General features: G+C 61.1%; 13 protein-coding genes and 1 pseudogene. 8 read left to right on the top strand and 6 right to left on the bottom strand.

Annotated elements, in window-relative coordinates; translation table 11 throughout:
- Positions 1–54: 54 nt before the first annotated feature.
- Positions 55–369 (top strand): chemotaxis protein, encoded by a 315-nt coding sequence (locus AB5975_20700; protein XDR18968.1) that lies wholly within the window; start codon positions 55–57, stop codon positions 367–369.
- Between the two features lie 76 nt (positions 370–445).
- On the opposite strand, the gene AB5975_20705 is transcribed toward AB5975_20700, so the two are convergent.
- Both AB5975_20705 and AB5975_20710 read right to left on the bottom strand, forming a co-directional pair.
- Entirely contained in the window at positions 446–628 is a 183-nt protein-coding gene (locus tag AB5975_20705) for a hypothetical protein (GenBank protein XDR18969.1), read from the bottom strand.
- 94 nt (positions 629–722) lie between these two features.
- Positions 723–1073, bottom strand: a complete 351-nt coding sequence (locus AB5975_20710) for a hypothetical protein (protein XDR18970.1) — start codon at positions 1071–1073, stop codon at positions 723–725.
- A 161-nt stretch (positions 1074–1234) separates the two neighbouring features.
- Between AB5975_20710 and AB5975_20715 the strand changes: the two genes are divergently transcribed.
- The gene (locus AB5975_20715) at positions 1235–2056 is read left to right on the top strand and encodes a shikimate 5-dehydrogenase (protein ID XDR18971.1); all 822 of its coding nucleotides are present in this window, start codon (positions 1235–1237) and stop codon (positions 2054–2056) included.
- A gap of 64 nt (positions 2057–2120) precedes the next feature.
- Here AB5975_20715 and AB5975_20720 read toward each other — a convergent pair whose 3' ends face one another.
- The 3 genes from AB5975_20720 to AB5975_20730 form a co-directional block, all read right to left on the bottom strand.
- On the bottom strand, positions 2121–2363 hold the full coding sequence (locus AB5975_20720) for a hypothetical protein (GenBank protein ID XDR18972.1): 243 nt from the start codon (positions 2361–2363) through the stop codon (positions 2121–2123).
- Between the two features lie 97 nt (positions 2364–2460).
- Complete coding sequence (gene gloA / locus AB5975_20725) at positions 2461–2988, bottom strand: lactoylglutathione lyase (GenBank protein XDR18973.1); 528 nt, start codon at positions 2986–2988, stop codon at positions 2461–2463.
- 225 nt (positions 2989–3213) lie between these two features.
- Entirely contained in the window at positions 3214–3573 is a 360-nt protein-coding gene (locus tag AB5975_20730) for a histone-like nucleoid-structuring protein, MvaT/MvaU family (protein ID XDR18974.1), read from the bottom strand.
- Positions 3574–3931: 358 nt separating this feature from the next.
- On the opposite strand from AB5975_20730, the gene AB5975_20735 reads away from it, so the two are divergent.
- The gene (locus AB5975_20735) at positions 3932–5221 is read left to right on the top strand and encodes an OprD family porin (GenBank protein ID XDR18975.1); all 1290 of its coding nucleotides are present in this window, start codon (positions 3932–3934) and stop codon (positions 5219–5221) included.
- A gap of 67 nt (positions 5222–5288) precedes the next feature.
- Positions 5289–6038: a precorrin-6A synthase (deacetylating) gene (gene cobF, locus AB5975_20740; protein XDR18976.1), complete on the top strand. Its 750-nt coding sequence runs from the start codon at positions 5289–5291 to the stop codon at positions 6036–6038.
- A gap of 15 nt (positions 6039–6053) precedes the next feature.
- Here cobF and AB5975_20745 read toward each other — a convergent pair whose 3' ends face one another.
- Positions 6054–6404, bottom strand: coding sequence for a response regulator (locus tag AB5975_20745; GenBank protein ID XDR18977.1), 351 nt, complete (start codon positions 6402–6404; stop codon positions 6054–6056).
- A 248-nt stretch (positions 6405–6652) separates the two neighbouring features.
- On the opposite strand from AB5975_20745, the gene AB5975_20750 reads away from it, so the two are divergent.
- The 4 genes and pseudogenes from AB5975_20750 (at position 6653) to AB5975_20765 (ending at position 12729) form a co-directional block, all read left to right on the top strand.
- Positions 6653–10120 (top strand): response regulator, encoded by a 3468-nt coding sequence (locus AB5975_20750; protein XDR18978.1) that lies wholly within the window; start codon positions 6653–6655, stop codon positions 10118–10120.
- On the top strand, positions 10117–10938 hold the full coding sequence (locus tag AB5975_20755) for a protein-glutamate O-methyltransferase CheR (GenBank protein XDR18979.1): 822 nt from the start codon (positions 10117–10119) through the stop codon (positions 10936–10938). Before AB5975_20750 ends, AB5975_20755 begins: the two co-directional genes overlap by 4 nt.
- Positions 10935–11510, top strand: coding sequence for a chemotaxis protein CheB (locus tag AB5975_20760; GenBank protein XDR18980.1), 576 nt, complete (start codon positions 10935–10937; stop codon positions 11508–11510). The genes AB5975_20755 and AB5975_20760 overlap by 4 nt, the downstream gene beginning before the upstream one ends.
- Positions 11504–12729, top strand: a pseudogene (locus tag AB5975_20765) (ATP-binding protein). The gene AB5975_20760 and the pseudogene AB5975_20765 overlap by 7 nt, the downstream one beginning before the upstream one ends.
- Positions 12730–12754: the final 25 nt, after the last annotated feature.

A 12754-nucleotide genomic window follows, 5' to 3' on the forward strand; every position in this document is an offset into this window, starting at 1 on the left:
ACCGAGGCAATTTTCTCCAAGGCTTATCACATCATCATCTGTAATGAGGTTCACATGGATCCGACCGACCTCGGCCCGGGCACAGTCACTTGGCTGAGCGGTACGGGTACTGTTTTGCTGGGTGCATTTCTGTGGCTGCGCAAGTGGTTGTCCAGGGATGCGGTCGACCGCGCGATGGACAGTGCGGATATTGCGGTCATCCACCGCCTGACAGAACTGCTGGACATCGAACGGGACGCCCGAAGAGAGGCAGAGGCTAAAGCTGATCAGCTCGCCAAGGAGCGAAACGAACTGGTGATGACCGTGGGGCGGCTGCAAGGCAAGGTCATGGCCCTGACCAACCAGTCTGGTCGCAGCCCTCATCCCTGAGGGTGGCCCAAGCAAAAAAAAGCCCGCCAGATTGGCGGGCACAAGGGCGTAGGGAGCAACGCACAACAAATTCGGGTCAGGCGACCAGGGTGCCGGGTTGCAACTGCTCAACCAGGGCCTGGGCCGAGGCAAGCGTCGGCATCGGGCCGCTCACGGCCTCACCGTTACGCACCAGGTACCAGCATGCCAACAGGCCCTGTTCACGCAGTGAAACGGGGACGGCGCTACCGACAACGGACATGATCTGAATAGTGGCCATGAGGACCTCCTGTGAAACATGGCTCTACCATACGCAGCAGCCGGAACGCTTTGAAATCAACTTCCTCGATAGTGGTCATTAGTTCTATCAACCGTTACCAGCGTGGCGGGCCGTAGTACACCGGTGGCGGGCCGTAATAAGGGCGGTAGCCTGGGGGCGGTGGCGCGGGTGCGTAGTACGGCTGGTAGTACACCGGCTGTGGTGGCGGTTGCACGTACACCGGGGGAGGCGCGTAATAGACTGGCTGGCGTTCGACGTACACGGTGCGGTCACGCCCGCCATAAACCGTCGCCCCAACCACGGCACCGACCACGGCAGCACCTAGCAGGGGGCCTGGCCCATACCAACCACCGCCGCCATGGCCATAACCGCCGTGGGCTGCAGCAGGCCCGCTGATGGCCAAGGCACCGACCAGCAGGGCGATTCCGGGAATGTGACGGTTCATAAAACAACCTCGCAGGAAAACCCCACGCTTGGGGCCTTATTACTATGACTCCAGTCTCCGTCAGCTGAGCACAGGGGAACGGTAAAGGTTGTGTAAGGGACGACCAGTGGTTGCCTCTGTTACGCTGAACAAACGTTTCAGTTATGACTATGGAGCAGGTTATGTCGACAACTCCCAGCAGAGATACCGTGCTGTGCATTTCCTTGGCCGGCCGCCCTGGTACCTTCGGCGTGCGCTTTCACAACCACCTCTACCAGCAGCTGGGTTTGGACTTTTACTACAAGGCCATGCGCACCGATGACCTGCCGGCGGCGGTGGCGGGTATCCGCGCGCTGGGTATTCGCGGCTGTGGGGTGTCGATGCCATACAAGGAGGCCTGCATGGCCTTGGTCGATGAAATCGACCCGTCAGCGCAAGCCATTGAATCGGTCAATACCCTGGTCAACAGCAATGGCCACTTGAAGGCTTACAACACCGATTACCTGGCTGTGCGTCAGTTGCTGGCGCAGCACCAGGTCGACCCAGGCACCGCGTTTGCCCTGCGTGGCAGTGGGGGGATGGCCAAGGCCGTGGCCAGTGCCCTGCGCGATGCCGGGTTTGCCGAAGGCATCATCGTTGCGCGCAACGAGCAGGCCGGGCGGCAGCTGGCGGATGTGTGCGGTTACCGCTGGTTGCCACAGCTGGGCGACATCTGCCCGCCAATGCTGGTGAACGTGACACCGATCGGTATGGCGGGCGGGCCAGAGGCAGATGTGCTGGCGTTTTCCGAGCAGGCCATTGCGGCAGCGGAGCGGGTATTCGATGTGGTAGCGATGCCGGCGCAAACGCCGCTGATCCGCCAGGCCCAAGCGTTGGGCAAGCCGGTGATCACTGGGCTGGAGGTCATTGCGCTGCAGGCGCTGGAGCAGTTTGTGCTGTACACCGGGGTAAGGCCGACGCGGGCGCAGGTAGACGCTGCGGTGGCGTACGCCCGGGATATCTGATTATTGCTGTACTGGCCCTTTCGCAGCTTTAGCCGCGAAAGGGCCAGTACAGGATAAGACAGGGTCAGAACACCTTGTGCCCGTCATCCAACTGATGGTCGACCAACGCCCGGCCATGGGCCAGCGACACATGCTGAGCATTTTCAAGGTCGGAGAAAAACTGCATCGGCATCGACAGACGCTTGCTGGTGTGCCCGTCGGGTGTGGTGATCAGGCAGCCGGCGGCATAGGGCAGGGGGGAGTCAGGATGGGGCATCACGCTGGCGGTGATGGTGTGCTCGCGGTATTCACAGTGAAGAGATTGCATCGTCCTTACCTCGCTGTGGCATGTGAAGCGGTTACCTTCATATACCACAGCAAGGGGCCGGGAGTTCCCGGCCCGACGAGCGAGCCGCGACGAACGCTTACCCTTTGAGTTCGGTTGGCTGGATCACTTCGACCCAGTAACCGTCCGGGTCCTTGACGAACGCCAGGTGGTTCATACGCCCATCCTGCAGGCGTTTCTGGAACGGTACATCCAGTGCTTCGAAGCGCGCGCAAGCGGCGCGTACGTCGGGCACCGAAATGCAGATGTGGCCAAAACCGCGCGGGTCGGTGTTGCCGTTGTGGTAGGCAAACTCGGCATCGTTTTCGGTGCCGTGGTTGTGGGTCAGCTCCAGCACGCCAGGGATCGACTTCATCCATTGGTGGCGTGCGGTGTCATCGGCGGGAATCTGCGCCGGATCGACCAAGGCCAGGAAGTAAAGGCTGAACGCGGCTTCTGGGAAATCACGCTTGTCGACCAGGCGGAAGCCCAGGACGCGGGTGTAGAAGTCCAGCGACTTCTCGATGTCCTTGACCCGCAGCATGGTGTGGTTGAAGACGAACTGGGCGGTGGCGGCGTCAGGTTGCGCGGTGACGCCAGGCAGGGTTTGCAGATCGTGCAGGCTCATGGGAACTCCTGAGACGGGGCCGGGCGCAGGGCGCCGGCAAAACAGACAGGCTGGCCATGATACGGCAGTGCGCCGATTGCGCAAATGAAAGCGCCCTGCACAAGGCAGGGCGCTGGAATTAGAGGCCCGCATGTGCGGGCGCGTGATGGGGTCGCTAGTCCTTTAGCTGTCTCGATACTGAGCCAGCCTTTGTGAAAAAAGTGTGAAGCAGGTGTGGACGTTTCATCAGCGTACCCAGCTTTCCACGGTGGCGGCCCCGTACTGTTCTTTCCAGGCCTTGAGGCCGCGGTGGTTGCCGCCTTTGGTCTCGATTCGCTCGCCGGTGTGTGGGTTCTGGTACACCTTTACCACGCGCGGGCGGCGTTGTTGCTTGGGCGCTGCGCTGGAAGCGCGGGCTACTGCCTTGGGGTCGAGGATGGCGATGATATCGCGCAGGCTCTTGTCATAGCTTTTCATCAGGCCGACTAGTTTCTGCTCGAATTCGATTTCGCGTTTGAGGCCGGCATCCTTTTTCAACGCTTCCAGTTGCGCCATCTGTTCCTGGAGCGCTTTTTCGGCAGCACGAAACTCTGCAAGTCTGGACACTGTAATCACTCCTGTACGTCAGTCGTGGCAGGGCGTGACGAACATTGAATAAGCGTAAAACGCCGGCCACGCGGGTGGGATTTGCTGTTCGCTGATATCGAGTGTAGTCATTCATGGGTACTGGGTAAACCGCTAACTTTTTATAAGTAATACGGGAACTTTCCTAGTTTTGCGTGCGCTATTTCACGGCTTTTTTCCGGCTGCCCCTCAAGGTGCTTAGACCATGGTCCAATGGCCCGTTCCAGAGCCTTTGCGCGATCATTTCAGATGATGGTCGGCTATTGTTCGGCTCCCGCAGTACCGTGGCCAACGCGCGCCACAGGTTGTTAACTTGTCTTCATTCTGGATGTTCTCTCGCATGTTTGCCCCTTTCCCTCACGCCCCTGGGCGTCGTGTTGCCGGCCTGTTCCTGTTGTGTGCCGGCGTCAACGCCCAGGCCGCCGGTTTTCTTGAAGACAGTAGTGCCAAGGTCGAAGCACGCAATGTCTATTTCAACCGGGATTTCCGGGACGGCCACAGCAGTTCCAGCCAGGGCGCGTCCAAGCGCGAAGAATGGGCACAAGGCTTCATCCTCAATGTGCAGTCGGGTTATACGCAAGGGCCGGTAGGCTTTGGTGTTGATGCGCTGGGCATGTTCGGCTTCAAACTGGATTCCAGCCCTGCCGACAGTAACAGTGGTTTGCTGCCGTCTTCCGGGCATGATCCGCGCGGCTCTGCCGACCAGTACGCGAAGATGGGCCTGGCGGCCAAGGTCAAGGTTTCCAACACCGTGCTCAAGTACGGTTCGATGATGCCGGATGTGCCGTTGCTCAAGTACAACGATGGCCGCCTGCTGCCGACCATGTTCCACGGCGCCATGCTCACCTCCGAAGAATTGCGCAACCTGAAGTTCACCGTGGCGCGGCTGGACAAATATACCGCTCGGGACTCTACCGACCGCCAGGACATTCGCGTGCACTGCAAGAACAAGCGCTATGCCTGCGATACCGAAGCCGACCACTTCGACCTGGCCGGTGTCGATTACCGTTTCAACGAGCGGATCAGCGCCCAGTACCAGGTCGCCAAGCTGGAAAACATCTATCGCCAGCACTTCCTCGGCCTGGTGGCCAGCCAGCCGCTGGCAGTGGGTAGCCTGTCTGCCGACCTGCGCCTGATCAAGAGCGATGACATCGGCAATGCCCGTGCCGGCGCAATCGACCACCGCGCGTTCAGCGGCATGCTTGGCTACAGCCTGGGTGGCCACAAGGTGAGTGCCGGCTGGCAGCGCATGTATGGCGACAGCGCCATGCCGTATCTGGATGGCAGCAACCCATACCTGGTCAACTATGCCCAGGTCAACGACTTCGCCGCCGCCCAGGAGCGTTCCTGGCAAGTGCGCTATGACTACGACTTCAAGGCACTGGGGGTGCCTGGCCTGACCTTCTTCACCCGTTATATCAATGGCGACTCCATCAAGGTGCCGGGCAGCAGTGCCGAAGGTAAGGAATGGGAACGCGACACTGAGTTCAAGTACCAAGTGCAAAGTGGCACTTTCAAGGATGTCAGCGTGCGCCTGCGTAATTCCACTTACCGCAGCAACTATGAAAAGTGGGCACGTGACATGGATGAAACACGGGTCATTGTCAGCTACAACTTCTCGATCTTCTAAGCCGTCGCTTTGCCAAATACCGGTGGCCGCCTGACAATGGCTGCTGGTTCCCGCAAAGGGCAGGGCAATGAAAGACCTGTTGTTGATCGGCATCGGCGCGGGTGACCCGCGCCAGGTCACTTATGAGGCAGTCGACGCGCTGCGTAGCGCTTGCGTGTTCTTCGTGCTCGACAAGGGCCGCGACAAGGATGACCTGGTGCAACTGCGCAAGGCAATTCTGCAACGCTACCGTCCCGAGGGTGGTTACCGCCTGGTGCAGGTGGCCGACCCTGTGCGCGATGGTCAGGCGGATGACTACCAGGGCGCGGTGCAGGACTGGCACCGGCAGCGCGCTGTGCTGTATGCCCAACTGATCGAGCAGGAAATTGGCGACGGGGAGACCGGCGCCTTTTTGCTGTGGGGCGAGCCGACCCTGTATGACAGCACCCTGCGTATTCTCGACCTGGTCCGCGAGCGCGGCGTGGCGCTGCGCCTGCAGGTAGTCCCTGGCATCAGCAGCGTTCAGGCTCTGGCAGCGCGCCACCAAGTGCCGCTCAACCGCATTGGTGAGCCGCTGACCGTGCTGCCGGGGCGGCGACTGCGCGGGCATGGGCCTATCGACAATGTTGTGGTGATGCTCGACGGGCAAAGCGCGTTCGCCCTGCTCGATGACCCGGCGTTGATGATCTATTGGGGCGCGTACCTGGGGACGGAGGACGAGGTACTGATTGCCGGGCCATTGCAGGCAGTGAAGGCGCAAATACTGCAAGTGCGTGAGCGGGAGCGGCTGCGCAAGGGGTGGATCATGGACACCTACCTCTTGCGCAGGGCGCTGTAGTTGGCGATACCCCTATCAAGGGTTACCCAGAATAGCCACCACCTTGTCCCGCAACTGGTCGATGCTGAACGGCTTGCCGATCAGGTGCATGCCTTCGGGCACATTGAAGCTGTCGGCATAGCCACTGGCGAACAGCACGGGCAACAGCGGCCGCAGTTCGCGTGCTTTCCCCGCCAGTAACTCGCCTCGCATGTCCGGCAAGCCCACATCGGTCATCATCAGTGCCAGCGCCTGGTTCGGGTCTTCGAGTACCCGCAGGGCGGCCGCGGCGTCTTCTGCCTCGATGACGTTGTAGCCCAGTTCGTCGAGCACTTCGACCATCAGCATACGGACGATGTCGTCGTCTTCGACTACCAGAAGGTGCATGGTTCGGATCCTGTACAAATGAGTGTCTTTAATCTGTGCACCGCGCGGCATCAGAAGTTCCCGAGGATACCGATCCATGCAAATAGATGGAACGATTCCCGAACGCAACCTTCAAATACTGGCTAAATGCCCTGCCAGACCCGTCAAAGCTGGTTAGACTCGCTTATCAGGACGGCGCAGTGGCAGATAACAACAATGACTGATCGGCCACTCTTTTCAATGGACTTTTCTTGCTCGGGCGTTTTCTCATGATTCAATCAGCCTCGATGGACCAGCGCAGCTTTCGCAAGCTGTTGAGCCGCAACATCGGCCTCCCTCTGGGGGTGGGCCTGCTGGGGGCCGTGGCCTTCGTCGCGGTGATCAACTACCTGCTCTCGGCCATGCAGTGGGTCGAGCACACTGACCGGGTGATCGGCAATGCCAACGAAACGGTCAAGCTGTCGATCGACATGGAAACCGGCATGCGCGGTTTCCTGATCACGGGTGACGAGCGTTTCCTTGACCCCTACGAGGTGGCCAAGCCGCGCATTCTCGGCAGCCTGCAAAGCCTGCGCGGCATGGTCGAAGACAACCCGCAGCAGGTCGACCGTATCGACCGGCTGATCGCCTTGCAGCAAGCCTGGAACACCTTCGGCAGCGAGATGATTGCCCTGCGCCGCACCCAAGGCGACTATCAGGCATCGATCGGCAATGGCCGCGGCAAGCGCCTTACCGACGAGATCCGCAAGGAGTTCGACGGCCTGATCGGCACTGAACAGCAATTGCGCATGGCCCGTAACGAAAAGGTCAGCAGCGTTACCGTCACGGCCATTTCGGTGTTCGTGCTGTTCATCGTCGGCCTGAGTGCCTTGCTCGCCTACCTGGGCCGGCGCGACCTGCTGGCGCTGTCTGGCAGCTACGAAGAAAACGCCAAGGCCCAGCAGCGTGCGGCCGAGCGCCTGGAGCACCAGGCCTGGCTGCGCAACGGGCAGACCCAGCTGGCCGAACAGGTACTGGGCCAACTGACCCTGCCGATGCTGGGTGACAACATCCTGCGCTTTTTTGCCGCTTACATGGGCAGTGTGGTGGGGGCGGTGTATGTGCGTGATGAGCATGGCCGCCTGGTACGGGTGGCTACCTATGGCCTGGATGCTGAAGAGCAGGCTCGGGAGCAGGTAAAGGGCGATCATGATGGCCTGTTGGCACAAGCGGTGCGCGAAGGTCGCCTGCTGTGCCTTGAAGACCTGCCCGAAGACTACTATCGCCTGAGTTCCGGCCTCGGCAGCGGCCTGCCACGTAATGCCTTGCTGATGCCTGCGATCGACGATGGTGGGATCAACGGCGTGGTCGAACTGGGCTTCCTGCGGCCTTTGCAGGCGCGCGACAACGAGCTGATGGAGCGACTGGGCGGCAACCTGGGTATTTCCATCGAAAGCGCCCGCTACCGTCAGCGTTTGCAGGAAGTGCTGGCCGAGACCCAGCAGTTGAACGAAGAGCTGCAAGTGCAGCAGGAAGAACTGAAAACCGCTAACGAAGAGCTGGAAGAGCAATCGCGCGTGCTCAAGGAGTCCCAGGCCCACCTGGAAACCCAGCAGGCGGAACTGGAGCAGACCAACGAGCAGTTGTCCGAGCGTACCGAGGCGCTGGACCGCAAGAATGACGAACTGGTCCAGGCCCAGGAAGAACTGCAGGCACGTGCCGACGAGTTGCAGCGCTCTAGCAAGTACAAGTCCGAATTCCTCGCCAACATGTCCCACGAACTGCGCACGCCGCTGAACAGCTCGCTGATCCTGGCCAAGCTGCTGGCGGAGAACGCCGAAGGCAACCTCAGCGACGAGCAGGTGAAGTTTGCCGAGTCGATCTACTCGGCTGGTAACGACCTGCTCAACTTGATCAACGATATTCTCGATATCGCCAAGGTCGAGGCCGGCAAGCTCGAAGTGCGGCCAGAAAGCACCCAGGTGGAGCGCCTGGTCGAGGGCCTGCGCGGGATGTTCGAACCGCTGGCCGGGCACAAGGGCCTGGCCTTCGAGGTAACGGCCGAGGCACAGGTGCCGGCCACCCTGTTCACCGACCGCCAGCGCCTTGAACAGATCCTCAAGAACCTGCTGTCCAATGCCATCAAGTTCACTGAGCGTGGCAAGGTCAGCCTGAACATTGGCTACCAGCCTGGCACGGGCATCGTGTTTGCCGTGCGCGATACTGGTATCGGCATTGCGGCCGACCAGCAGCAGGCGATTTTCGGTGCCTTCCATCAGGTCGATGGCACCAGCAACCGCCGTTATGGCGGCACCGGCCTGGGCCTGTCGATTTCCCGAGACCTGGCGCATTTGCTCGGCGGGCAGATCAACGTCGACAGCAGCCCCGGCCAGGGCAGCGTGTTCAGTCTGATTCTGCCGGAGCACTATGAGCGCCTGGCGCAGGACGTCGAGCCGCTCAGCCTGCGTCCGGCGGTCGATACGTTGCCACCCGCGCCGCAGGTGCCGGTGGTGTCAGCGCCAAAACGCCTGGCATTGGCATTTGTCGACGACCGCGAGCGCGCACCGTTCAGCAACCGCTGCATCCTGGTGATCGAAGACGAACCGAACTTTGCCCGCATCCTCTTCGACCTGGCCCACGAGCTGGGTTACAGCTGCCTAGTGGCGCAGGGCGCCGACGAAGGCTTCGAGCTGGCCGCCCAGTACATCCCCGATGCGATCCTGCTGGACATGCGCCTGCCCGACCATTCCGGCCTGACCGTGCTGCAACGCCTGAAGGAGCAAGCCGGCACCCGGCATATTCCGGTGCATATCATTTCTGTGGAAGACCGGGTCGAGGCCGCCATGCACATGGGCGCTGTCGGTTATGCGGTCAAGCCCACCAGCCGCGAAGAGCTCAAGGAAGTGTTCGCCCGCCTGGAAGCCAAGCTGACCCAGAAGCTCAAGCACATCCTGCTGGTGGAAGACGACGACCTGCAGCGCGAGAGCATTGCCCGGCTGATCGGCGACGACGATGTCGAGATCACCGCCGTGGCGTTTGCCCAGGACGCGCTTGCGCTGCTGCGCGAGAACATCTACGACTGCATGATCATCGACCTGAAGCTGCCGGACATGCTTGGCAACGAGCTGCTCAAGCGCATGACCGCCGAGGATATCCGTTCCTTCCCGCCGGTGATCGTGTACACCGGGCGCAACCTGACCCGCGAAGAAGAAGCCGACCTGCTCAAGTACTCGCGCTCGATCATCATCAAGGGCGCGCGCTCGCCGGAGCGCCTGCTTGACGAAGTGACGCTGTTCCTGCACAAGGTCGAGTCGCAGCTGTCCAACGAGCGCCAGCGCATGCTCAAGACCGCCCGCAGCCGCGACAAGGTGTTCGAGGGGCGCAAGGTGCTGCTGGTAGACGATGATGTGCGTAACATCTTCGCCCTCACCAGCGCCCTGGAGCACAAGGGCGCAATCGTCGAGATCGGCCGTAACGGCCGTGAGGCCATCGAACGCCTGGAGCAGCATGACGACATCGACCTGGTGCTGATGGACGTGATGATGCCGGAAATGGACGGTTTCGAGGCCACCCGCCTGATCCGCCAGCAACCGCGCTGGCGCAAGCTGCCGATCATCGCCGTGACCGCCAAGGCCATGAAGGATGACCAGCAGCGTTGCCTGCAGGCCGGGGCCAATGATTACCTGGCCAAGCCGATCGACCTGGACCGTCTGTTCTCGTTGATCCGTGTATGGTTGCCGCAACTGGAGCGAATTTGACTAGCGAACGTAATACCGACATCGAAATCCGCTTGCTGATCGAGGCCATCTACCTCAAGTACAGCTACGATTTTCGCAACTATTCCGGCGCTTCGATCAAGCGCCGGATCCTGCACGCGCTGCGCCAGTTCGACTGCTTGACGGTGTCGGCGCTGCAAGAGCGCGTGCTGCACGACCCCGGCATGTTCATGCAGTTGCTGCAGTACCTGACGATCCCTGTCAGCGAGATGTTTCGCGACCCGGGGCACTTCCTGGCGTTGCGTAACGAAGTGGTGCCGCTGCTGCGCACCTGGCCGTCGATCAAGGTGTGGATTGCCGGCTGCAGCACGGGCGAGGAGGTGTATTCGATGGCCATCCTGCTGCGTGAAGAGGGTCTGCTGGAGCGCACCATCATCTATGCCACCGACATCAATCCGCATTCGCTGGACAAGGCCAAGCAGGGCATCTACTCGATGCAGAGCATGCGCGAGTACGCCGAGAACTACCGCATGGCCGGTGGTCGCCGGGACTTTTCCGAGTACTACACGGCGGCCTACGGCAACGCCATCATGGACAGCACCCTGCGCGACAACGTGACCTTTGCCGACCACAGCCTGGCCACCGACAGCGTGTTTTCCGAAACCCAGTTGGTGTCGTGCCGCAACGTGCTCATCTACTTCAACAAGGAGCTGCAGGATCGCGCCCTCGGGTTGTTCCACGAGTCGTTGTGCCACCGCGGCTTCCTGGTGCTGGGCAGCAAGGAGTCGGTGGACTTCTCGGCCTACAGCGAGCGTTTTGAGCCGCTGGTTAAACCCGAGCGGATCTACCGTAAATCATGAACGGCGTGCGTGCGGTGGTGATCGGTGCCTCGGCAGGCGGCGTGACGGCGTTGTTCACGGTGCTGGGCGGGTTGCCGGCCAGCTTCGCCATCCCTGTGCTGTGCGTGCTGCATTTGCCGGATAACCGCCACAGTCAGTTGGCTGCAGTGCTGCAGCGCCGTCTGCACCGGCCGGTGCACGAGGCACAGGACAAGGAACCGTTGCGCCCCGGCCTGATCTACGTGGCCGGGCCCGGCTACCACCTGTCGGTGGAGCGTGATTTCACCCTGTCGTTGAGCCAGGAGCCGCCGGTGCATTTTTCCAGGCCGGCAATCGACTACCTGTTCATGTCCGCTGCCGACGCCTATGGTGACGGCCTGCTTGGCGTGCTGCTCACCGGTGCCAATGAAGACGGCGCCCAAGGGCTTGCCTATATCAAGAACAATGGGGGCAGGACCCTCGTCCAGGACCCTCGTGACGCACAGGTTGCGCTGATGCCGGAGGCCGCCCTGGCCCTGCACCAGCCCGACCATATTCTTTCTCTGAGTGGCATCGAGCAATTGCTCGCTGCCCTGGAACCCAGCGCATGCTAAGCCACACCATCGCCAAACTGCTGATCGTCGACGATCTGCCGGAGAACCTGCTGGCCCTCGCCGCCCTGATCCAGGGAGAAGACCGCGAGGTGCACCAGGCTCAGTCTGCCGAAGCGGCGTTGTCGCTGTTGCTTGAACACGAGTTCGCCCTGGCCATCCTCGATGTGCAGATGCCGGGCATGAACGGCTTCGAGCTGGCCGAACTGATGCGCGGCACGGAAAAAACCCGCAATATCCCCATCGTCTTCGTCACTGCTGCCGGGCGCGAGATGAACTATGCCTTCAAAGGCTACGAGAGCGGTGCGGTGGACTTCCTGTACAAGCCGCTCGACACCCTGGCGGTGAAGAGCAAGGTGTCGGTGTTCGTCGACCTGTACCGCCAGCGTAAAGTGCTGGACCGCCAATTGCAGGCATTGGAGCGCAGCCGTCAGGAGCAGGAGCTGCTGCTGACCCAACTGCAGACGGCGCGAGTTGAGCTGGAACATGCCGTGCGCATGCGTGATGACTTCATGTCGATCGTCTCCCACGAGGTGCGCACCCCACTCAATGGGCTGATCCTGGAAACCCAACTGCGCAAGATGCACCTGGCGCGCGGCAACCTCGCTGCCTTCAGTGGCGATAAGCTGCAGGCCATGGTCGAGCGCGACGAACGGCAGATCAACAGCCTGATACGCCTGATCGAAGACATGCTCGATGTATCGCGCATCCGGACCGGCAAACTGTCCCTGCGGCCCAAGGTGTTCGACCTGGGCAACTGGTGCGGGGGCTGGTAGAGAACTTCACCGCCCAGGCCACGGCGCTGGAAACCTACGTGGAGCTGCAACGCTGCGAACCGCTGCAAGGCGAGTGGGACGAATTTCGCATTGAGCAAGTGGTAGCCAACCTGTTGTCCAATGCGTTGCGTTACGGTGAACGCAAGCCGGTGCAGGTGCGCGTATTCAAACAGGACGGCCTGGCGTGTGTGCAGGTGCAAGACCAGGGGATCGGCATTGATGCAGCCAACCAGCAGCGCATTTTCCAGCAGTTCGAGCGGGTCGCCGCCCAGCAGGCCAGTGGCGGGTTGGGGTTGGGGCTGTATATTTCGGAACAGATCGTCCAGGCCCACGGCGGGCGTATACAGGTCGAAAGTGAAGAGGGCAAAGGCGCCACCTTCACCTTGCAATTACCGCTGGCAAAACACGAACAACAAAACGACCAGGCGCGGGCAACCTCTGCGTAAGCCTGGGGTCTGATGGCCAACTGTA

This window comes from Pseudomonas putida (assembly GCA_041071465.1).
Taxonomy (GTDB): domain Bacteria; phylum Pseudomonadota; class Gammaproteobacteria; order Pseudomonadales; family Pseudomonadaceae; genus Aquipseudomonas; species Aquipseudomonas putida_P.